The sequence below is a fragment of the Brevundimonas sp. ALps5 genome, from assembly GCF_058681645.1.
In genome coordinates this window covers 4,066,634-4,086,468 of record NZ_CM178744.1, presented here as the reverse complement: position 1 = coordinate 4,086,468, position 19,835 = coordinate 4,066,634, and the positions used below count along the sequence as shown (strand labels likewise).

The following is a 19,835-nucleotide window of genomic DNA, read 5'->3' as shown; positions in this document are numbered from 1 at the left end:
AAAGGTCTTGCCTCGAATTCCCCTCACGCGCGCGAAACGTGCGTTTTTGTCTTTTCTCTCGTTCACAGAACCGTGGTAAACATACGGCGTTCCGCAGGAGGTGCGGACTGGGGGATGAGTGACTGTGTCTGACTACGAGGGGCTGGAGGCGCCGGACGTCGTCCGGATCACCGGCCGGGTGAAATGGTTCGATCCGGGCAAGGGCTACGGCTTCATCGTGCCGGACGAGCCCGACAGGACCGATTCCAGGGATGTCCTGCTGCATGTGAGCTGCCTGCGCGACTGCGGGCACGAGACGGCGGGCGAAGGCGCGCCGATCACCTTCGACTGCGCGCGCCGCGCCAAGGGCTGGCAGGTCGTTCACGTCCATGAACTCGGCGCCGGCGAGGTCACGGCGGCGCCCGCTCGTCGCACCGGTTATGACGGGCTGAAGGCCGACAGCCGGGGCGTGCAGCCGCGCGCCGAGGCTCCCGGCGGCGGCGAGATGGAATCCGCCACGGTCAAATGGTTCAATCGCACCAAGGGCTACGGTTTCGTGGTGCGCGCCAGCGATCCCGGCGATATCTTCGTCCATATCGAGACTCTGCGGCGTTTCGGCCTGGACGATCTGGTCCCGGGCGAGACGGTCAGGGTGGTCTTCGCCGAAGGACCCAAGGGTCTGGTGGTGGCCGAGATCAGACCGGGCGGCTAAGCTTCGCCCTTCACGAGGGCGTACTCATGACTTCCACGCGTCGGCTTTTCGTTTCGGGCCTGTTCCTGCTGCTGGCGGCCTGCGCCCAGGGCTCGAAAGGCCCCGTTGATTCGGCCGGGCGCCCGCTGGAGCCCCTGAGCGTGGTCACCGCGACGGGCGAGCATCGCTTCCTGGTCGAGATCGCCGACGACGAGGCCGAGCGCCAGCGCGGCCTGATGTTCCGCCAGCCGCTCGAGGCCGACCGCGGCATGCTGTTCGAGTTCGAGGTGGCGACAGAGCAGGGCTTCTGGATGAAGAACACCCCCAGCTCGCTGGACATCGTCTACATCTCCGAAGACGGCCACATCGTCTCCATCGCCTCCCACGCCACCCCCTTCTCGGAACAGGTGCTCAGCTCGAACGGCGCGGCCAAGGGCGTGCTCGAGGTCCGCGCGGGCCGGATGGAGGAGATCGGCGCCAAGCCCGGCGACGTCGTCCGCCACCCCTTCTTCCACAACTGACGCGAATTCGTTGGCCGCGAGGGCTGTTCGCGTTTGCGGTGCAGCGCCGAGTGTGCCAAATCCCGCCGCCGGAGTGTAGCGCAGCCTGGTAGCGCATCTGGTTTGGGACCAGAGGGTCGGAGGTTCGAATCCTCTCACTCCGACCATCGACTTAGCGCCTTACGAAGTGACCGGTTTTACCGGTGGCGTTCCCGCGTATACGCGCGTCCAGTTCAACGAAGATGGGTGCTCACTCCCGGTCGCCGCCGGCGCCTGGGTTATCTATCGCTGGCTTTCGGGAAACGGCGGGCTTTGGGCATCGGGGAGCGCCACTCGCGTCCTCTAGCGTTCAGAAACGGGCGCCGCCCGCCAGCAAGGCTCCAGCAAGCGATCCGCGAACTGACCCCAGCCCGCGATGAGGCCGGATATCGATGAGACCCTGAGATCCGCGAAGTTCCCGTCCGGCTGTCGGCCCAGCGCGAATATGGTGTACGCGGGCGCATCGGTAGGGATGCTGGTCGGGCCGGGAAAAACGGGCACCGGCGCGGGCTGGCGGGCGAGATTGGGCACATTGACTGTCGGCATCACCAGGCCGTCGAGAGCCTCCAGCGTGGGCGCGAGGCCGGGGCAGGTGGTTTCGTCGATCCACCTTACCTGTTCCTGACCGTTCACAGCGTCCAGCGCCCTCCGGGCGGACAGGCGAAATTCAGGGGCGGGGCCACGGTGGAACTCGGTGATCCAACGACCCGCGAGAAGGCCGCTGCTGGCGGAGCGCGCGTACCCGGCGATGAAACTGCCGTGCGCCGGGGCGTGCTGCTGGCCTATGTCGGGGGTCTGTCCGGAGGCCGGAAAGGCCATGGCGAATGCTGCTCCGACAGGAAGAGCAAGTGCAGCTAGACGGGAGGACATGCTTCACCATCAGGGTCAGCTTCAGGGCCTTCGGCGGTCATATCATGGATCGCTCGCTCAGCATTCGCATGATTGTAGATAGCGATCTTGTAGCGCTCAGGTTCGCCGGCGCCTCCGAGCTGGTTCGCGGCGACGTAGAGGCGGGCCAGGTTCGGGTCCTTGCCGATAGACGACAGGTATCCGCGGGTGCTTTCGAGAACACCCTGATCCCCGCTCAAGCTGTTGTCGGCTTCGCGTCGGCCAGAAAGGACTGTGCTTCCCGGATTGTGCGTATGAACACTCCCGATATAGATCGCCTCGGGGTATGGCGGGGTATTGTCCAACACGACGAACGCCTTGCCGCTCATATGGACCGCGCCGCCGATCAGGCACCCGATCAGCTACAATCCCCGTCCCGCGGGCCGTCCTGCTTGCGGCGGCCCATGGTCCAGTTGGACTGGACGCGGACCCGGGCGTTGGGGGCGCACCAGATCTCGCCGGTGTCGTCGATGGCGGTGACCCAGATCAGCGAATGCTCCTGACCATAGTCGATAACGGCGAAGGCATAGCCCTTGCCCTTTCCCTCGACGGTGACCGGCAGACTGGGTTCCAGTTGGGTGAATGACATCTCGGCCCTCTCTCAGCGGCCGACAGAACGCCAGACAATGTAAAGGGTTCGTCTGTCCGGAGGGGGACAGATCGGGGTTTTCCCGATTGGTGGCCGCCTGATCGTCAAGGTTGTGGGCCATGGCGCCTAAAGTTGCAGGTACGAAAGACCGGATGGCCGGAGGGCGCCCTTTGCTTCTGCATGGCCCGGCGGTTCGATTTCGGCCGCCTTTCACCCTTCCGGAGGATATGACATGCGTGCACTACGTAAGACCTCTCTCAAGGTCACCGTCGCCGGCGCCCTTCTGGCCGCTTCGGCCCTTCTGTCGGTCGGTACGGCCCAAGCCGCGCCCGGCGACTACTGCAACTACGTCGATGGCACGGTCTACTGCGGCGTCGAGGAGAATATCGTCGAGGGCGATCCCGGCCTGAACGCCTGCATCCGGCGCTGGGAGCTGGCGTCCATGAACTGCTAGTCGGCCCGGACGGCGACGGCCAACGGCGGTCCGCAAGGGCCGCCGTTTGTCGTTAGCCTGGCGCCTCCCATGGACGCCTTGGTGCGACGCGGTATAAGACGCGTTCAAACCGCTTCCTGCCGAGAGTCTCCGCCCATGCTGGCCCGCATCTACCGCCCCGCCAAGACCGCGATGCAGTCGGGCAAGGCCAAGTCCAAGGACTGGCGGCTGGAGTTCGAACCGGCCTCGGCGCGGACCACCGACCCGCTGATGGGCTGGATCGGCTCGGACGACATGAACGGTCAGGTGCGCCTGACCTTCGAGACCAAGGAAGAGGCCGTGGCCTATGCCGATCGCTACGGCATCCCGTTCCGCCTGCACGAGCCGCAGGAGCCGCCGATGATCCTCAAGGCCTACGCCGACAACTTCGCCACCAACCGCAAACAGTCCTGGACGCACTAGGGCGGTTTCCTTGCGCCCATAGCTCAACCGGATAGAGCACCCGCCTTCTAAGCGGGATGTTGCAGGTTCGAGTCCTGCTGGGCGCGCCAGTTTTCAACGCGGCCGCCGCGCCGCCCGTTCAGGAGGCCGCCATGGCCGAGACCAGCAACCAGACGCTGAAGGGCCTCATCCGCCTGGACGGCAACACCTTCCGCGACTGCGAGTTCGTCGACGCCCGGATGATCTATGAGGGCGGCACGCCGCCGAACTTCATCAACTGCCGCTTCACCAACTCCAACTTCACCTTCCAGGAAGCCGCCGGGAACACCGTCAACTTCCTGCGCGCCATGGCGCCGCGCGCCTCGAACATGCGTGAAGTGGTCTTCGGCCTGATGCCGGAGCTGAAGGACAACTAGGCCTTCAAAACGGCGCGCCAGGCGGCGAGGCCGACCTCCAGATCCGCGATCAGGTCGGCCGGGTCCTCCAGGCCGATGTGGAATCGTAGCAGCTCCCCGGCCATGGGCGCGGGCGACTGGCGGTAGGCCATCTGGTGGGTCTCGTGGGTGGCCAGGCTTTCGTAGCCGCCCCAGGAATAGCCGAGGCCGAACAGGCTGAGCGCGTCGAGGAAAGCGCGGCCGGCCTCGACCGTCCCGCCCTTCATCTCCAGCCCGAACAGCGAGGCCGCGCCCGTATAGTCGCGGGCCCACAGGGCGTGGCCGGGATCGGAGGGCAGGGGCGGGTAGAGGATGCGCGCCACCTCCGGCCGCTGCTCCAGCCAGCGCGTAATCTGCAGCGCCGACCGGGCCTGTTCCGTCATCCGCAACGGCAGGGTGCGCAGGCCCCGCAGGGCCAGCCAGGCGTCGTCGGGCGAGACGTGCCAGCCCATGTCCTCGATCGTACCGTCGATGGCCCGGCCCAGGACGGCGTCGTTGGTCGAGATCGCCCCCATCAGCAGGTCGGAATGGCCGGCGGCGTATTTGGTCACGGCCTGGACGCTGATGTCGATCCCGTGGCTCAGCGGCTTGAAGGCCAGCCCGGCGCCCCAGGTATTGTCCATGATGCTGATCACACCCTTCGCTCGCGCGGCGGCGGCCAGGGCCGGAGCGTCCAGCATCTCCATGGTCAGGGAGGCAGGCGATTCGATCAGGACGGCGCGGGTCGCCGGCCCGATCATCGCGGCGACCACATCGGCGCTCGCCCCGGCAGCGTGGAAGCGGACCGTGACGCCACGGGCCGTCATCCAGCGCGCCAGGAATCGGCGGCTGGGGCCGTAGACGGCGTCGGAGGCGAGGATCTCGTCGCCCGGCCGAGCCACGGCCAGAAGCGGCACGGTGACGGCGGCGAGGCCCGAGGGCGTGATCCAGCTCTCGGCGGCGCCTTCCAGTCCTGCGAGCGCCGCGCGGAGTTCGCGCGCGGCTGTGGTTCCCGCCAGCCCGTAGACCGGACCGAGGTCTTCATCGCGCATCTGGTCGGCGCGGTCGCTGAGCATGGTGGAGGCCCGCTCCACCGGCGGATTGACCGGGCGGCGCCCGCGTCCCCTCTGCGTGGCGCCGGCGATCAGTCGGGTGCGGTCGGAAGGCGTCTTCATCCGCTTTCGATGGCCTTCGACGGGTTGCGGATCAAGGCCTGAAGGCCTCTAAAAGGATAAGTGAGGGCAAGAGGCCGGATATGCTGAAGACCGCGAGCACGGGACGACGTCTGGCCATCCTCGGCCTCGCGCTTCTGACGCTGGCGGGCTCTCTGGCGGGCTGCGGCGAGAAGCGGACCGATGCGGGCCCCGCCGATGCGTCCGATACCGGCACACTGCCCAAGGCCGGGGCGGTCAAGACCGAAAGCCCGACCCTGAAGGCGGTGCAGAGGCGCGGATACCTGAATTGCGGCGTGCATCAGGGCCTTGTGGGCTTCGCCTATACCGACAACCGCGGCGACTGGCGCGGCTTCGACGTCGACTTCTGTCGGGTGATGGCGGCGTCCATCTTCGGCGATCCGGACAAGGTGCGCTTCGTGCCCCTGACCGCTGACAACCGCTTCGACGCCCTGGCGGCCGGGCGGATCGACGTCCTGTGGCGCAACACCTCCTGGACCATGGACCGCGACGTCGGCGGCCGATTCACCTTCGCCGGGATCAACTACTACGACGGCCAGGGCTTCATGGTGCGACGCTCGCTGGACCTGAACAGCGCCACCGAGCTGAACGGCGCCCGGGTCTGTGTCGCGGCCGGCTCGACCAGCGCGCTCAACGCCCAGGACTATTTCCGCTCGCGCGGCATCGAATACACCCCCGTCGTGGCCCCGACCGAGGAGGCGGCGCGTCAGGCCTATGGTCGCGAGGACTGCGACGCCTTCACCGCCGACATCTCGGCCCTGGCGGCGGCGCGGACGACCATGGCCGACCCGCAGCAGCATGCGATCCTGGCCGACATCGTCTCCAAGGAGCCGTTGGGGCCGGTGGTCCGGCGTGGCGACGAGCAGTGGACGGCGCTGGTGCGATGGACCCTGAACGCCGTCATTCTGGCCGAGGAGATGGGCGTCACCCAGGCCAATGCGAAGCAACTGGCGAAGGACAGCACCGATCCGCGTATCCGCCGCCTGCTCGGCGTCGAAGGCGACTTCGGCGAGCGACTGGGCCTGTCGAAGGAGTGGGCTCTGGACGCCGTCGTCGGGGTGGGCAACTACGGCGAGATCTTCGAGCGGAACCTGGGTACGCAATCGGCCCTCGACCTGGCCCGTGGATTGAATGCACAATGGAACGCGCGGCCGGGCGGGCTGATCTACGGCCTGCCGATCCGCTGATGAGCTTGCGGCGCTGTTGCTGCGCCTGACACACCGACCTCGTGGGGACGAATGACTGAGACGAAACGCGGCGGGATCCCGCTTCACTGGCTGATGCTGATCGGGTTCGTGATCGGCCTGGGCGGAGGTCTGGCGGCCAATTTCTACGTCGATCCCGAGGCCTATTGGTTGACGACCCTGATCGCCGTCGCCGGCACCATCGGCCAGCTGTTCCTCAAGCTGCTGTTCATGATGGTCATTCCGCTGCTGTTCTCGGCCCTCGTGATCGGGGTCGCCGAGATGGGCGACCTGAAGTCGCTGGGCCGGGCGGGGATCAAGACCCTGCTGCTGACCATCGTGGTCTCGGGCATCGCCGTGGTCATCGGCCTGGGCATGGTCAACTTCTTCCGTCCGGGCGACGGGGTCGATCCGGCCATCGCCGCCAAGCTGCTGGCCCAGGGCGCCGAAGGCGCGGCGGCCATCGTCGACAAGGCCCCGGCCAGCGTCCAGTTCGACCAGTTCTTCCTCGATCTGGTGCCCTCGAACGTCTTCACGGCGGCGTCGGAGAACCAGATCCTGCCGGTGATGATCTTCGCCCTGTTCTTCGGCATCGGCCTGGTGATGGCCAAGTCCAAGGCCACCGACGACCTGCAGCGGACCATCGAGGGCCTGCTCGAGGTCACGATGAAGCTGATCAACCTCTTCATCAAACTGGCTCCGCTGGCCATCGCCTGCCTGATGTTCAAGCTGGCCGCCGTGTTCGGCTGGGATCTGCTGGTGCGTCTGGCGGCCTATGTGGCCGTCGCCGTGGGCGCGATGCTGATCCACATGTTCGTGGTCTATCCGCTGGTCGTCTGGATCGGCGGCGGCATGTCGCCCTTCAGGTTCTTCAAGGGCGTGCGCGAGCCCATGGTCGTGGCCTTCTCGACCGCCTCGTCCAACGCCGCCCTGCCGGTGTCGCTGAAGGCGGCCGAGACCGAGCTGGGCCTGCCGCGCAAGATCGCCCGCTTCGTCCTGACCGTCGGCGCCACGGCCAACCAGAACGGCACCGCCCTCTTTGAAGGGGTCACCGTCCTGTTCCTGGCCCAGTTCTTCCACATCGACCTGACCATCGGCCAGCAGGTGCTGGTCATGCTGGTCTGTATCCTGGGCGGCGTCGGCACGGCGGGCGTTCCCGCGGGCTCCCTGCCGGTGGTGGCGATGATCCTGGTCATGGTGGGCGTGCCCGCCGAGGGCATCGGCCTGATCCTGGGCGTCGACCGCTTCCTCGACATGTGCCGCACGACGCTGAACGTCACCGGCGACCTGGTGCTGGCTACGGTGGTCTCGCGCGGCGAGAGCGACGACGCCATCCCCGCCGACGCGGAAGAGCCGGAGCCGGTCGGGGCCTAGGCCCCGGCAACGCCGTCGACGAAGGCCACGGCCTTGCGGCTCCGCGACCGGGTCTCCGGCGAGACCCGGTTCAGGCAGTCCCGCAGGAAGGCGGCCTCCTCGGCGGGTGAGGCGAAGCATCGCTTCGGCAGGTAGAGCGGCGTGCCTTGGGCGAGGAAGACCCAGTACGGCCCGACCGGGTTCAGGTCTGTGATGATGCTCCAGGGCGCATTCCACTCGACCGCGCCCTGACGCACGATCAGGGCGTTGTCCCCGGCCTCATAGCCGACGGCGATGGGATTGGGGACGCCGCGCTGGCCGAGGGCGCGGGTCATCCGGCCGACCTGCCAATGCCGGCTGAGCCGGCTGAAGCCCACAATGACCGGCCATCCGATGAGGACGAGCGAGAGCCAGTAGACCCACTGCGGCGCATCCCATTCGGTGACGATCCACGTCGGGATCCCGACCACGAGCAGGACAATCACCGGTATGGCCGCGAAGATGGCGATCAGGTTGCGGGGATAGCCGGTCAGAGGCGCGCAGGCCTTCATGGCCCATCGCGCGGCCTCTCCGATGCGCATCTCCCCTTCGATCTTCATCGTCGTGTCCCCCCGAACCCGTCTCTAGCCCACCGCGACCGGCGTGTCTTGCCGCCCGCCCCATTCGGCCCAGGAGCCGTCGTAGAGGGCGCTGTTGCGGCCCAGTTCGGCGAGCGCCAGGGTCAGGACGGCGGCGGTGACGCCCGAGCCGCAGCTGGTGATGATGGGGCCGTCCAGATCGAGCCCGGCCTCGGCGAAGCGGGCCGACAGGGCCTCGCCGCGCAGCATGCGGCCGTCGTCGCCGATCAGGGTCTTGAAGGGCAGGTTGAGCGCGCCGGGCATGTGGCCCGAGCGCAGGCCGGCGCGCGGCTCGGCGGCCTCGCCGGTGAAGCGGGCGGCCGGACGGGCGTCGACGATCTGGGCGTCACCGGTGATGGCGGCCAGCACGCTCGGCAGATCGGCGACGTCTCCGGCGCGGGGCGCGGGCGTGAAGACGGCGGGCGTCGGCGCGGTCGCCGGACCGCTCTCGACGGCGCGCCCCTCGGCGGTCCAGCGCGGCAGTCCGCCGTCCAGCACCCGCACGTCCTTCGCCCCCATCAGCCGGAAGGTCCACCAGATGCGCGGCGCCGAGAACAGGCCCGCCGTGTCATAGACCACAACCGTATCGCCCTCCGACACGCCCAGAGCCCCCACAGCGGCGGCGAAGGCCTGAGGCGTCGGCAGCATGTGGGGCAGGTCGGTGGAATGGTCCGAGACCGCCTCCAGATCGAACCGGACGGCGCCGGGGATGCGGGCCTGCAGATGCTCGGCGGCCGCGTCGCGCCCGTCCAGATGCCAGCTGCCGTCGATGATCCGAAGCGACGGATCGCCGAGGCGGGCGGCGAGCTCTTCGGTGGAGATGAGGGGGGACGGTTGGGTCATGAGGCTGGATAGCACGCCGGTGACGCCGATTTCACTATCCGCCGACCGGGGCGCGGGCGATACTCCCCGGGCTTGCGAAGGAGAGCTCCATGATCGGTCTGGTCGTTGTCGTCGTCATCATCGCCGTGCTCGGCTTCATCGCCATCGGGTCCTACAACCGGCTGGTCGCGCTGAACCAGAAGGCGGACCAGTCGTTCGCCGACATCGACGTCCAGCTGAAGCAGCGCAACGACCTGATCCCCAACCTCGTCGAGACGGTGAAGGGCTATGCGGCGCATGAGAGCGGCACCCTGGAGGCGATCACCGCCGCCCGCGCCGCCGCCGCCGGGGCCACCACGGTCAATGAGAAGGTCGCCGCCGACAATATGATGACCGGGGCTCTGGGCCGGCTGTTCGCGGTCGCCGAGGCCTATCCGGACCTCAAGGCCAACACCAACTTCCTGGAGCTGCAGCGCGAGCTGTCGGACATCGAGAACAAGCTGGCCGCCGCCCGCCGCTTCTTCAACAACGCCGTCGCCGAGTTCAACGCGGTGCGGGCCCAGTTCCCGACCGTCCTGTTCGCCGGTCTGGTCGGCTTCGGCGCGGACAAGCCCTTCTTCGCCGTGGACGCGACCGAGCGCGCCACGATGAACGCCGCCCCGCCGACGGTGAAGTTCTGAGGCCCCTGTAGATGGGCGGCGCGGTCGGTCTGCAGACCCACATCTGGGCCAACAACACCCGGTCGGTCATCCTGCTGGCCATGTTCCCGGTCCTGCTGGTCGGGCTGATCTTCGGGGTCCAGCTGATCGCCATGGGGCTGGGTCTGCTGCCCAACTCCGGGCGCGGGCTGGGCGACGACCTGGCCTATGCGGCCTCCATGCTGGGGGCGACCATCCCGCTGGCGGTCGTCGCGGCGGGCGTCTGGTTCGTCATCGCCTGGTTCGGCAACCAGGCCATCATCGACGCCATGACCGGCGCGACCAGGGTCGAGCGCCGCGACATGCCCGAGCTCTATAACCTGCTGGAGAACCTGGCGATCTCGCGCGGTCTCAAGACCCCGACGCTGCGGATCATCGAGACCGATGCGATGAACGCCTATGCCTCGGGCCTGCGCGAGGGGCAGTACAGCGTGACCGTCACCCGGGGCCTGCTGAACGTGCTGGACCGCGACGAGGTCGAGGCCGTGCTGGCCCATGAGCTGACCCACGTGATCAACAAGGACGTGCGGACGATGGTCATCGCCTCGATCTTCGCCGGGATCATCAGTGTCGTGGCCCAACTCGTTCTGAGGTCGATGTTCTATGTGCGGGGCGGCGGACGGCGGGACAACAAGAACGCCGGGCCGCTGATCCTGATCGGGCTGGTCATCGCGGCGGTCGGCTATGGGCTGGCCCTCGTGATCCGGCTGATGCTGTCGCGGACGCGGGAGTATGTCGCCGACGCCGGCTCGGTCGATCTGACGAAGAACCCCGACGCCATGATCTCGGCGCTGAGGAAGATCGAGGGTCACTCCACGGTCAAGGCGCCGGATGAGGTCCAGGGCATGTTCCTGGACAACCAGCCGGACAGGGAAGGCATCGACAGCCTGTTCGCCACCCACCCCTCGATCGAGAAGCGGATCGCGGCGTTGATCAAGTACGCGGGCGGGCGGGATCTGCCGCCGCCGGACCGACTGGACGGGCCGGGCATGGGGTATGGGACGTCGGTTCCGGCGACGGGCTATTCGACGTCCGTGCCGCTGACCTGAGGCCAGCGGCTAGCGCGGCTTGTAGGGGCGATCCGAGGCCACGCAGACCGGGTAGGCGATGTCGTGGAGCCAGCCCTCGTCGCGGCATGGGTAGCACTGACCGCCCGGGCCACGCCGGACCTGCGCATCTCCGACGCGGCTTCGGTACCAACTCTCGCAGTCCCGTTCCCGTTGGATGAACCAGCCGCCAACGAGGGTGGCGCCGACCAGAAGGGCGGCGACAGGCAGGATCCACCGGTTTGTCTTCATCGCCGGGACCTCAGTCCTCCAGCCGCATCCAGCCCTGGTGGCGCAGGACCTCCATGGGGCGGAAGTTGGCCTTGTAGTCCATCTTGGTCGAGCCCTGGACCCAGTAGCCCAGGTAGACGAAGGGCAGGTTCACGGCCCGGGCCTGACGGACGTGGTCGAGGATGGCGAAGACGCCGAGCGAGCGGCGCTCAAGCTCCGGGTCGAAGAAGCTGTAGACCATGGACAGGCCGTCCGACAGCAGGTCGGCCAGGGTCACCGCGACCAGATCGCCGGGGCCGCCGTCGGGGGAGACCGTGCGGTACTCGATCAGATGGGTGCGGACCGCCGTGTCCTCGACCATGGCGACATAGTCGGCCCAGGTCATGTCGGTCATGCCGCCGCCGGGGTGGCGGTGGGCGAGGTAGCGCTTGAGCAGGTCGAACTGCTCGATCGTGGCCTCGGCCTCGACCAGGGCGCGCGACAGGTCGGCGTTGCGGTTGAGGGTCTTGCGCTGGGAGCGGCTGAACGTGAACTCGGGGACCGGCAGGCGGACCGAGACGCAGGCGTCGCAGCTCTCGCAGGCCGGGCGGTAGGCGATGTTCTGGCTGCGCCGGAAGCCCGCGTGGGTCAGTTCGTCATTGACGTGGGCGCCGTCCGAGAAGGGCAGGTTGGCGAACACCTTCCGCTCGGTCATGCCGGGCAGGTAGGGGCAGGGCGCGACCGCGGTCATGAAGAAGCGAAGCTGACGGGTCGGGATATGCTGGGTCACGGTCCTAGGTCCGCACCCGATCTTGCCAACAGTGTGACGATTGCCCGCGCATCCGAGGATTAGGCGCCGTTCGCGGCCGGCTCGCAAGGGCGTTCGCGCCACACATGTGCGGCCCAAATGCCCCGGCGCGGCTCACAGGCTGGTGTCCATGGGCAGGACCGGGGCCTCGCGCAGCAGGACGATGGCGATGCGGCGGTTGCCCGGCAGGGCCGGATCGTCGGGGTAGAGGGGGTCGGAACCGGCCTTGCCCGCGACGGAGTAGACGCGGTCGGGGTCGACGCCGGCCTGCTGCAGGATGGCGCGCGAGGCGTCGGCGCGGTTGGCCGACAGCGGCCAGTCGGCGGCGGTCGAGGCGCGGCCCGAGCCGGCAACCGAGGAGGTATGGCCGCTGATGGCGATACGGTTGGGCAGGCGGTTGATCACCTGGGCCACGGCGCGCAGCAGGACCTGGGCGCGGGCGTTGGGGCGGGCCGAGTTCTGGTCGAACATGGACCGGCCTTCCTGATCGACCAGCTGGATGCGCAGGCCTTCGGGCGTCTGGTCGATGATCAGCTGCTTGGACAGTTCGGCCAGTTCGGGCATGCGCTGCATGGCCTGACGCAGGCTCTCGGCGGCGCTCTGGAACTCGGCGGCCTCGCGTCGCGAGACCTCGGCGGCCAGGGCGGAGTCGCTGGCGGAGGCGACATTGGGGTTGGAGCCCGAGTCCGGCGGAGCGTCCGGCGGAGCCTGGGGCGCCAGTTGCTCGGTCACCGACATGGAGCCGGCGGCCTTGGAGCCGTCCTGACCCAGGGCCGTGCCGCCCAGCAGGCCGCCCGAGCCCGAGGTGCTGTCCGAGACGCTGGCCGGGGCGAAGTACTCGGCGATGCCGCGCTTCTGCTCAGGGTCCGTCGTGTTGATCAGCCACATCAGCAGGAAGAAGGCCATCATCGCGGTCACGAAGTCGGCGTAGGCGACCTTCCAGGCGCCGCCGTGGTGGCCGCCGCCGGACACCTTCTTGATCTTCTTGATCAGGATCGGACGATCGCTGGCGGACATGCAGAGGACCTTGGGGAGAACTGGCCCGCAGGGTGACGGTTCAGGGTTAACGCCGCGTTTCCCATTTCGCCGTTCAGGCTCGCGCTTCAGGCGGTGGACGCTTGCGTGCGCGGCGCGGGCCGGAGAAGGTCGACGGCCCGCGAAGGAGTCGCCTCCGTGATCCCCAGTCTGCTTGTCCTGACCGCCCTCGTCCTCCAGCAGGCCGCGCCCGCGACGGAGCCCGCGACCGGGCCCGCGCCGACGGCGGAGGCCTCGCCGCCCGCGACCGAGCGGCTGCGCGAGGCTGTGGCGGCTGTGGATGTGCAGCAGCTGCCGGGACTGACCCTGACCGGCTATGAGGTCCGGGGGCGGTCGGCGCGTGGCGTGCGCGAGTCGATGAACGACGAACGGCCGGCGGCGGAGGGCGACGACGCCCGCCACGACGCCCGCACGCGCTGGAGTTATCGCCCGCGCTGGAACCGCACGGCGGACGGCCAGTGCGACGCGGCCTCGGCGACCGTCACCCTGAGCCTGACCATCGTCCTGCCGGATCTGGCCACCCGTGAGGCCCTGTCGCGCGACGAGCGGGCGGGCTGGGACGCCTACTTCGCCGCCCTGGTGAAGCATGAGTGGAACCATGGCCGGATCGCCGAGAAGGGGCAGGAACTGATGGAGACGGCCCTGCGCGGCGCGCCGAACTGCGAGGCCATGACCGCCGTGGTCCGGACCTATGTCGCCGAGATCACCGCCGCCAGCCGCGAGTACGACGCCCAGACCGAGCACGGCCGCAAGGAGGGGGCGGTGTTCCCGCGCGGGGGCGCGTCTCGCTGAGGACGCTTGCTCCCGGGAGGCGGGTCGCCTAGGTCGGGGGCGTGACCCTGGAACCTCTGCCTGACGACCTCGCCCGCGACACCGCCGCCTATCGAAGGGCGCTGGGCGCCTTCGCGACCGGGGTGTGCGTCGTGACCGCCGACAGCCCGGCGGGGCCGCTGGGGATCACCGTCAACTCCTTCACCTCCGTCTCCCTGACGCCGCGACTGGTGCTGTGGTGCCTGGACGAGCGGTCCGATCGCTGGCCGGTCTTCGCCGCCGCCGAGCGGTTCGCCATCCATGTCCTGCCCTCGACCGACCGGCCGCTGGCCAGTCGCTTCGCCAAGGGGGTGTCGCTGCTGGGGGAGGGGGAGTTCGTCCGCCCGGCGGATCACAGCCCCCCGTGCCTGCCCGAGGCTCTCGTCCGGTTCGAGTGCGCGACCCACGACCGCATCCAGATGGGCGACCACCTGATCATCGTCGGCAGGGTCGAGACCTTCCACGACGCGGGCGGCGAGGCCCTGACCTTCTTCCGCGGCCGCTACGGCGCCGCATCGGAGCCGACAGAATGAAGATCGCCTTCGCCGGCCTGGGCGTCATGGGCGCCCCGATGGCGCGCCACCTCAAGACCGCCGGTCACGATGTCACCGCCTACAACCGCTCGCCCGCCAAGGCTGTCGCCTGGGCCGAGGCCAACGGTGGCAAGTCGGCGGCGACGGTCGCCGAGGCGGCGGCGGGCGTGGAGCTGTTCGTCCTCTGCGTCGGCAATGACGATGACGTCCGGGCGGTCGTGACCGAGGCCCTGCCGCATCTGGCCGAGGGGGCGGTGGTCGTGGACCACACCACGACCTCGGCCAGGGTGGCGCGCGAGATGGCCGAGCTGGCGGCTGAGAGCGGGCGCTTCTTCATCGACGCCCCGGTTTCGGGCGGTCAGGCGGGCGCCGAGAACGGCCAGCTCAGCGTCATGGCCGGCGGCGACGCCAGGGCCCTCGCACGGGTTGAGACGGCGGTCATGGCCTACTCCAAGGCGATCCAGCACATGGGCCCCTCCGGCGCCGGCCAGCTGACCAAGATGGTCAACCAGATCGCCATCGCCGGGGTCGTCCAGGGGCTGGCCGAGGCGATCCACTTCGCCAAGACGGCGGGTCTGGACACCGACGCCGTCTATCAGGCCGTGTCCAAGGGCGCGGCCCAGAGCTGGCAGATGGACAACCGCTGGAAGACCGCCGCCGAGGGGAAGTTCGACTTCGGCTTCGCCGTCGACTGGATGCGCAAGGACCTGGGTCTGGTGCTGGACGAGGCCCGGGCCAACGGGGCGACCGTGTCCCTGACCGCCCTGGTCGACCAGTACTATGCCGACGTCCAGAAGCTGGGCGGGCGCCGCTGGGACACCTCCAGCCTGAAGGCCCGGCTGACGCCCTGAAGGCCGGCTGGCGGGGCGTTTTGCACTCAAAAAAGGCGGGTGCAAAAGGTGCAATTCCGAAGGTGGAGCTTCAGGATATCTTTGTATCTTGTTGAATTTGCTTTGCACGCACGTCGACGCCGCTTTGCGCCCTGATTGCACGTTCGGCGTGGCTCCTGAAATCCCGAACGGGTTGGGGCGGAGCTTCGCGGGCGGAATGTCAAAGACCGTTCCGGCAGCCTAACACCTCCGTGAGGTCTGCTGGACCGATTGTCGCGGCGGAATGAAAGGCGTCGTGAATCCAAGGGGCTGGGTCTGCGGGATATGCTGACTCCAAGTTCCCTCCGGGAGATTTCCAGAGCCTGTTCGGGGTTTGACCCGACTTCGCCCTCGGGGCGGCCATGTCAGGTGTTCAGTGAAGCCGGGCCGCTCCGAGCCTGGCGATCAAGGAGCGACGTGATGGCGAAGAAACCAAATGTACTCGTGATGTGGGGGGATGACATCGGTCAGGCCAACCTCAGCTGTTACACCCGGGGCGTGATGGGGTATCGCACCCCCAACATCGACCGCATCGCCAGGGAAGGGATGATCTTCACCGACGCCTATGCCGAGCAGAGCTGCACGGCGGGTCGCGCGTCCTTCATCACCGGCCAGTGCGGCCTGCGCACCGGCATGACCAAGGTGGGTCTGCCCGGCGCGGAACTGGGTCTTCAGGCCGAGGATATCACCACCGCCGAGGCCCTGAAGCCGCTCGGCTATCGCACGGGTCAGTTCGGCAAGAACCACCTGGGCGACCGCGACGAACACCTGCCGACCATGCACGGGTTTGATGAGTTCTTCGGCAATCTTTATCACCTGAATGCCGAAGAAGAGCCTGAGCACCCGGACTATCCGAACGAGAAGGATTTCCCCGACTTCAAGAAGAAGTACGGCCCGCGCGGCGTGCTGCACTGCTGGTCGGACGGCAAGGGCGGTCAGAAGATCGAGAACACGGGGCCGCTGACCAAGAAGCGGATGGAGACCTGCGACGAGGAGTTCCTGGAGGCCGCCAAGAAATTCATCCAGGCCGCCCATGACGCGGATGAGCCGTTCTTCGTCTGGTTCAACACCACCCACATGCACGCCTTTACGCATGTGAAGCCGGAGCTGATCGGCCAGTCGGGCCGCTGGCAGTCCGAGTACCACGACGCGATGATCTATCATGACTGGTGCATCGGCCAGATGCTGGACTTCATCGACGAGCTGGGTATCGCCGACGACACCTTCGTCCAGTACTCGACCGACAACGGCCCGCACATGAACACCTGGCCGGACGGGGGCATGACCCCGTTCCGCAACGAGAAGAACTCGAGCTGGGAAGGCGCCTATCGCGTGCCCTGCATGGTGCGCTTCCCGGGCCGGATCGAGGCCGGGACGGAGTCCAACGCCATCGTCAGTCACCTCGACTGGTTCCCGACCATCCTGGCCATCGCTGGCGAACCCGACATCAAGGAAAAGCTGGTGAAGGGCCACAAGGTCGGGGACACGACCTTCAAGGTCCATCTCGACGGCTTCAACCTGCTGCCCTACCTGACCGGCGAGGTCGAGGAGAGCCCGCGCAAGGGCTTCATCTACTTCACTGACGACGGCGATGTGGCGGCGCTGCGCTACGACAACTGGAAGATGATGTTCCTGGAGCAGCGGGTGAAGGGCACGCTGAAGGTCTGGCAGGATCCGTTCGTCGAACTACGCGTGCCCTACATCTTCAACCTGCGGCTCGATCCCTATGAGCGGGCCGAGATCACCTCGAACACCTATTGGGACTGGCTGTTCCGCCGCATCTTCCTGCTGGTGCCAGCCCAGGCCGGTGTCGCGGAATTCATCGCCACGTTCAAGGAGTTCCCGCCCCGTCAGAAGGCCGCCAGCTTCAGCCTGGACCAGGTGCTGGCGAAGATGACGGAGACCGCCTCGGGAGCCTGATTCAGGACCGGGGCGGCTCAGGCGAAATCGGGGTGCGGCTGAGGGTTTGACCCGACTGTCGTACCGCCGGCGCCGTGAGACCGTTCCCTCGTCGCCGCGATCCTCGGGGGAGAACGGCGACGAGGTCCGCAAGGCCGGGGTCCTATCGAGGGAGGGATTCCGGGGCAGGCGGCGGGAGGCGCATGTATCCCGGCGTCTCCCGTCGATTGCGGATCGGAGTGCAGTTTTGCCGTGGCCAGAACGGACGCGGCAGGCCGGAGAACCCGGCGCGCCGGCGAACGGGAAGGGGACGCCGGTCAGGGCGTCCCCTTTTCGCTGTCTGGCGCCTGCGTGCCCGGTTGATCGGCGAGGGGCGGCGTGCAGGATGCGGTCTCCAGTCCCCCGGAGTTGAAGCCATGCGCGCCCTTCTGAGCCTGATCCTGCTGGCCCTCTGGGGCGGCGTCGCGAGCGCCCAAACCCCGGCGCCGCGTTACACCCCGGCCGAGGGCGACTATGTCGGCGGGCCGCTGGAGATCCGGTCGGGCGGGAGCCTGCCGGAGCTCAGGATGCACTACCGCACGCTGGGGACTCCGGTGCGCGATGCGGCGGGCCATGTGACCAATGCGGTGATGATCCTGCACGGCACGGGCGGGACGGGCGCGACCTTCCTGTCGCCCCAGTTCGCGGGCGAGCTGTTCGGGCCGGGCCAGCCGCTGGATATCACCCGCTACTACATCATCATGCCCGACAGTCTCGGCCATGGGCAGTCGACCAAGCCCAGCGACGGGCTGCGGGCGGCGTTTCCGGCCTATCAGTACGCCGACATGGTCGAGGCCCAGCGGCGGATGCTGGTCGAAGGGCTGCACGTCGATCACCTGCGGCTGATCCTGGGCACCTCGATGGGCTGTATGCACGCCTTCGTCTGGGGCGAGACCCGTCCCGACTTCGCCGACGCGCTGATGCCTCTCGCGTGTGAGCCGACCGCGCTGGTGGGCCGCAACCGGCTGTGGCGGACCATGCTGAAGGACGCCATCCGCAACGATCCGGCCTGGATGGGCGGGAACTATGTCGAGCAGCCGAAGATCGGCCTGCGCGAGGCCGTGGACCTGCTGGTGCTGGCCGGCGGGGCGACGATGCCGCTGCAGCACGATCTGGCGACGCCCGAAGCGGTGGATGCGTATGCGCGGACCCAGCAGACGCGGCGGTTGCCCGGGCTGGACGCCAACGACCTGTGGTACCAGGTCAACGCCTCGAGCGACTATGACCCCTCGGCCGATCTGGAGAAGATCACGGCGCCGGTGATGTGGATCAACTCGGCCGACGACTTCATCAATCCGCCGGAGTTGGGGCTGTCGGAGCAGTTCGCGCCGCGCATCCGCAACGGCCAGTACCGGCTGATCCCCAACAGCGTCGGCGGCAAGGGGCATGGGACCCATACCTGGGCGGTGTTCTGGAAGGACGACCTGATCGCCCTGCTGGCGCGCTCTGGAGGCTAGGCCGGCGTTCAGGCGGCGGTGGCGGCGGCCATGGCGGCGCCGGGGTGGAGCTGGAGCACCGGCAGGGCCTCGGCCTCCCACTGGCGGCCCCCGACCGGCTCGCTCTGGATGCGGCAGATGCCGGGGCCCGAGAGGAAGGGGATCTTGAGCGCGATGGCCAGCTCGCGCTCGGCCCGGAAGCGGATGTTGGTGATCCCCGCCACGATGCGGCGGCGGCGATAGTGCGAGGCGTGGCTGGCGAAGCGGCGGATGGCCGCCAGCCGCACGTCGGGCTTGGCGTCGGGCAGGGCCAGGGTGACGCTGGACACGGCGCGGGTCCCCAACTGCTGGATCTGGAAGTCCGGATCGTGGGTGCACAGGTCGATGGCGCCGAAATGCGGATCCAGCGCCTGCCGGATGGTCTTCAGGGCGAAGAAGGACGGGCCGCGCGGGGTGTCATAGACGCTGACCGACAGCTTGTGCCGATAGCCCTCGGGCAGGACCAGCAGCAGGTCGGAGTAGGCGGATCGCTGGCTGGGGCGGACCAGGGTCGAGAAGGAGACGGGCAGGATCAGGGGCTGGATGACCGGGAAGTCGACGAGGAAGCGCAGGGCCGTGGTCACGCAGGCGGCGTCGAAGGTCTCGGTGTCCTCGGGCTGGTGGTCCGGGCCGTCCAGCAGGCTGTAGTAGGTCGAGGCGGTGATGGGGGTGCAGCTGAGCACGTCGCCGACGAACGTCTGGCCGGCGCTGAACCAGACGCCCTGGCAGGTGTCGATGGTGGGGCCGAAGCGGAAGGCCTCGGCGGTCGCGGCATTCTCGGTGTGCTCGGGGACCTCGATCAGGGAGCCGTCGGGGGCGATTCGGCGCAGCTGGCCGCCGGGGGGCAGGCGGCTGGGGTCCTGCATGGCGTCGAGGACGGCTTCGGACGACCAGCTGGAGAAGCTCTCGATGGCCTCGTCATCGCCCTCGAACAGGACCAGTTTGACCGCGTCCTCGACCCCGGCGCCGAACAGCTTGGTCTGGAGGTCGTGCGACAGGTGGGCCAGTTCGACGGTGTCCAGCTCTTCCGCATCGGGGTCGCCCAGCAGATAGGCGTAGGGGCTGAGCTGGTCGTAGTGGCGCGGCAGTTTCCAGCGCACTTCCAGGAAGAGGTTGGAATATTTGGCGACAAGCGGGGCGAGCTGATCCGCCGGCACCTCGGTCCGGTTTCCGTCCAGCAACACTCGCAAACAGGCTACTGCCGCCACGATACCTCGCCCTTCCAAGCCTGTTGTGGCCGCAGGGAGTGAAGATTTGGCGAAAGCGGAGCC

Annotated in this window: 24 protein-coding genes and 2 tRNA genes; 16 read left to right on the top strand and 10 right to left on the bottom strand. The window is 68.1% G+C overall.

Annotation, left to right across the window (positions count from 1 at the left end; translation table 11 throughout):
* Window positions 1–118 precede the first annotated feature (118 nt).
* The 3 genes from ACW172_RS19610 (at window position 119) to ACW172_RS19600 (ending at window position 1,337) form a co-directional block, all read left to right on the top strand.
* A complete protein-coding gene (locus ACW172_RS19610) occupies window positions 119–691 on the top strand; it encodes a cold-shock protein (RefSeq protein ID WP_492033060.1) in 573 nt (190 codons plus the stop codon).
* Window positions 692–717: 26 nt separating this feature from the next.
* Window positions 718–1,191, top strand: a complete 474-nt coding sequence (locus ACW172_RS19605; protein ID WP_492033059.1) for a DUF192 domain-containing protein — start codon at window positions 718–720, stop codon at window positions 1,189–1,191.
* Window positions 1,192–1,260: 69 nt separating this feature from the next.
* Window positions 1,261–1,337 (top strand) — tRNA-Pro (locus tag ACW172_RS19600).
* 175 nt (window positions 1,338–1,512) lie between these two features.
* Here ACW172_RS19600 and ACW172_RS19595 read toward each other — a convergent pair.
* Genes ACW172_RS19595 through ACW172_RS19585 form a run of 3 tightly spaced genes read right to left on the bottom strand, consistent with a single transcriptional unit; the run spans window position 1,513 to window position 2,686 of the window.
* The gene (locus tag ACW172_RS19595; protein ID WP_492033058.1) at window positions 1,513–2,028 is read right to left on the bottom strand and encodes a hypothetical protein; all 516 of its coding nucleotides are present in this window, start codon (window positions 2,026–2,028) and stop codon (window positions 1,513–1,515) included.
* 35 nt (window positions 2,029–2,063) lie between these two features.
* Entirely contained in the window at window positions 2,064–2,426 is a 363-nt protein-coding gene (locus ACW172_RS19590; RefSeq protein WP_492033057.1) for a hypothetical protein, read from the bottom strand.
* Between the two features lie 29 nt (window positions 2,427–2,455).
* Window positions 2,456–2,686: a hypothetical protein gene (locus tag ACW172_RS19585; RefSeq protein ID WP_492033056.1), complete on the bottom strand. Its 231-nt coding sequence runs from the start codon at window positions 2,684–2,686 to the stop codon at window positions 2,456–2,458.
* A 232-nt stretch (window positions 2,687–2,918) separates the two neighbouring features.
* On the opposite strand from ACW172_RS19585, the gene ACW172_RS19580 reads away from it, so the two are divergent.
* The 4 genes from ACW172_RS19580 to ACW172_RS19565 all read left to right on the top strand — a co-directional run bounded on the left by ACW172_RS19580 (window position 2,919) and on the right by ACW172_RS19565 (window position 3,976).
* A complete protein-coding gene (locus tag ACW172_RS19580) occupies window positions 2,919–3,140 on the top strand; it encodes a hypothetical protein (protein WP_492033055.1) in 222 nt (73 codons plus the stop codon).
* Window positions 3,141–3,275: 135 nt separating this feature from the next.
* On the top strand, window positions 3,276–3,581 hold the full coding sequence (locus ACW172_RS19575; RefSeq protein WP_492033054.1) for an ETC complex I subunit: 306 nt from the start codon (window positions 3,276–3,278) through the stop codon (window positions 3,579–3,581).
* A 12-nt stretch (window positions 3,582–3,593) separates the two neighbouring features.
* Window positions 3,594–3,670: transfer RNA gene (locus tag ACW172_RS19570), tRNA-Arg, on the top strand.
* A gap of 42 nt (window positions 3,671–3,712) precedes the next feature.
* Entirely contained in the window at window positions 3,713–3,976 is a 264-nt protein-coding gene (locus ACW172_RS19565) for a hypothetical protein (protein WP_492033053.1), read from the top strand.
* On the opposite strand, the gene metC is transcribed toward ACW172_RS19565, so the two are convergent.
* The gene (gene metC / locus ACW172_RS19560; protein ID WP_492033052.1) at window positions 3,973–5,148 is read right to left on the bottom strand and encodes a cystathionine beta-lyase; all 1,176 of its coding nucleotides are present in this window, start codon (window positions 5,146–5,148) and stop codon (window positions 3,973–3,975) included. The two genes, ACW172_RS19565 and metC, sit on opposite strands and share 4 nt — an antisense overlap.
* An 80-nt stretch (window positions 5,149–5,228) precedes the next feature.
* On the opposite strand from metC, the gene ACW172_RS19555 reads away from it, so the two are divergent.
* Entirely contained in the window at window positions 5,229–6,353 is a 1,125-nt protein-coding gene (locus ACW172_RS19555) for an amino acid ABC transporter substrate-binding protein (protein ID WP_492033051.1), read from the top strand.
* A gap of 51 nt (window positions 6,354–6,404) precedes the next feature.
* Window positions 6,405–7,724 carry a dicarboxylate/amino acid:cation symporter gene (locus tag ACW172_RS19550; RefSeq protein ID WP_492033050.1) on the top strand — a complete coding sequence of 440 codons (1,320 nt, stop codon included), beginning with the start codon at window positions 6,405–6,407 and terminating at the stop codon, window positions 7,722–7,724.
* On the opposite strand, the gene ACW172_RS19545 is transcribed toward ACW172_RS19550, so the two are convergent.
* Together ACW172_RS19545 and sseA are read right to left on the bottom strand one after the other, a co-directional pair.
* Complete coding sequence (locus tag ACW172_RS19545) at window positions 7,721–8,302, bottom strand: YcxB family protein (protein WP_492033049.1); 582 nt, start codon at window positions 8,300–8,302, stop codon at window positions 7,721–7,723. The genes ACW172_RS19550 and ACW172_RS19545 overlap by 4 nt on opposite strands.
* A 24-nt stretch (window positions 8,303–8,326) precedes the next feature.
* Window positions 8,327–9,163 carry a 3-mercaptopyruvate sulfurtransferase gene (sseA, locus tag ACW172_RS19540; RefSeq protein ID WP_492033048.1) on the bottom strand — a complete coding sequence of 279 codons (837 nt, stop codon included), beginning with the start codon at window positions 9,161–9,163 and terminating at the stop codon, window positions 8,327–8,329.
* Window positions 9,164–9,252: 89 nt separating this feature from the next.
* Here sseA and ACW172_RS19535 point away from each other — a divergent pair, with 89 nt between their 5' ends.
* Both ACW172_RS19535 and ACW172_RS19530 read left to right on the top strand, forming a co-directional pair.
* Window positions 9,253–9,822, top strand: a complete 570-nt coding sequence (locus ACW172_RS19535) for a LemA family protein (protein ID WP_492033047.1) — start codon at window positions 9,253–9,255, stop codon at window positions 9,820–9,822.
* Between the two features lie 11 nt (window positions 9,823–9,833).
* Window positions 9,834–10,889: a M48 family metallopeptidase gene (locus ACW172_RS19530; protein ID WP_492033046.1), complete on the top strand. Its 1,056-nt coding sequence runs from the start codon at window positions 9,834–9,836 to the stop codon at window positions 10,887–10,889.
* Between the two features lie 9 nt (window positions 10,890–10,898).
* Here ACW172_RS19530 and ACW172_RS19525 read toward each other — a convergent pair whose 3' ends face one another.
* The 3 genes from ACW172_RS19525 to ACW172_RS19515 form a co-directional block, all read right to left on the bottom strand.
* Window positions 10,899–11,138: a hypothetical protein gene (locus tag ACW172_RS19525; RefSeq protein ID WP_492033045.1), complete on the bottom strand. Its 240-nt coding sequence runs from the start codon at window positions 11,136–11,138 to the stop codon at window positions 10,899–10,901.
* A 10-nt stretch (window positions 11,139–11,148) separates the two neighbouring features.
* Entirely contained in the window at window positions 11,149–11,886 is a 738-nt protein-coding gene (locus ACW172_RS19520) for an arginyltransferase (RefSeq protein WP_492033044.1), read from the bottom strand.
* A gap of 132 nt (window positions 11,887–12,018) precedes the next feature.
* Window positions 12,019–12,921, bottom strand: coding sequence for a flagellar motor protein MotB (locus tag ACW172_RS19515; RefSeq protein ID WP_492033043.1), 903 nt, complete (start codon window positions 12,919–12,921; stop codon window positions 12,019–12,021).
* Between the two features lie 156 nt (window positions 12,922–13,077).
* On the opposite strand from ACW172_RS19515, the gene ACW172_RS19510 reads away from it, so the two are divergent.
* The 5 genes from ACW172_RS19510 (at window position 13,078) to ACW172_RS19490 (ending at window position 18,546) form a co-directional block, all read left to right on the top strand.
* A complete protein-coding gene (locus ACW172_RS19510) occupies window positions 13,078–13,731 on the top strand; it encodes a DUF922 domain-containing protein (protein WP_492033042.1) in 654 nt (217 codons plus the stop codon).
* A gap of 41 nt (window positions 13,732–13,772) precedes the next feature.
* A complete protein-coding gene (locus tag ACW172_RS19505) occupies window positions 13,773–14,282 on the top strand; it encodes a flavin reductase family protein (RefSeq protein WP_492033041.1) in 510 nt (169 codons plus the stop codon).
* On the top strand, window positions 14,279–15,133 hold the full coding sequence (locus ACW172_RS19500; RefSeq protein ID WP_492033040.1) for an NAD(P)-dependent oxidoreductase: 855 nt from the start codon (window positions 14,279–14,281) through the stop codon (window positions 15,131–15,133). The genes ACW172_RS19505 and ACW172_RS19500 overlap by 4 nt, the downstream gene beginning before the upstream one ends.
* Before the next feature lie 438 nt (window positions 15,134–15,571).
* Entirely contained in the window at window positions 15,572–17,071 is a 1,500-nt protein-coding gene (locus ACW172_RS19495; protein WP_492033039.1) for an arylsulfatase, read from the top strand.
* A gap of 395 nt (window positions 17,072–17,466) precedes the next feature.
* Entirely contained in the window at window positions 17,467–18,546 is a 1,080-nt protein-coding gene (locus tag ACW172_RS19490) for an alpha/beta fold hydrolase (protein WP_492033038.1), read from the top strand.
* Between the two features lie 8 nt (window positions 18,547–18,554).
* On the opposite strand, the gene ACW172_RS19485 is transcribed toward ACW172_RS19490, so the two are convergent.
* Complete coding sequence (locus ACW172_RS19485) at window positions 18,555–19,772, bottom strand: hypothetical protein (protein ID WP_492033037.1); 1,218 nt, start codon at window positions 19,770–19,772, stop codon at window positions 18,555–18,557.
* Window positions 19,773–19,835 lie beyond the last annotated feature (63 nt).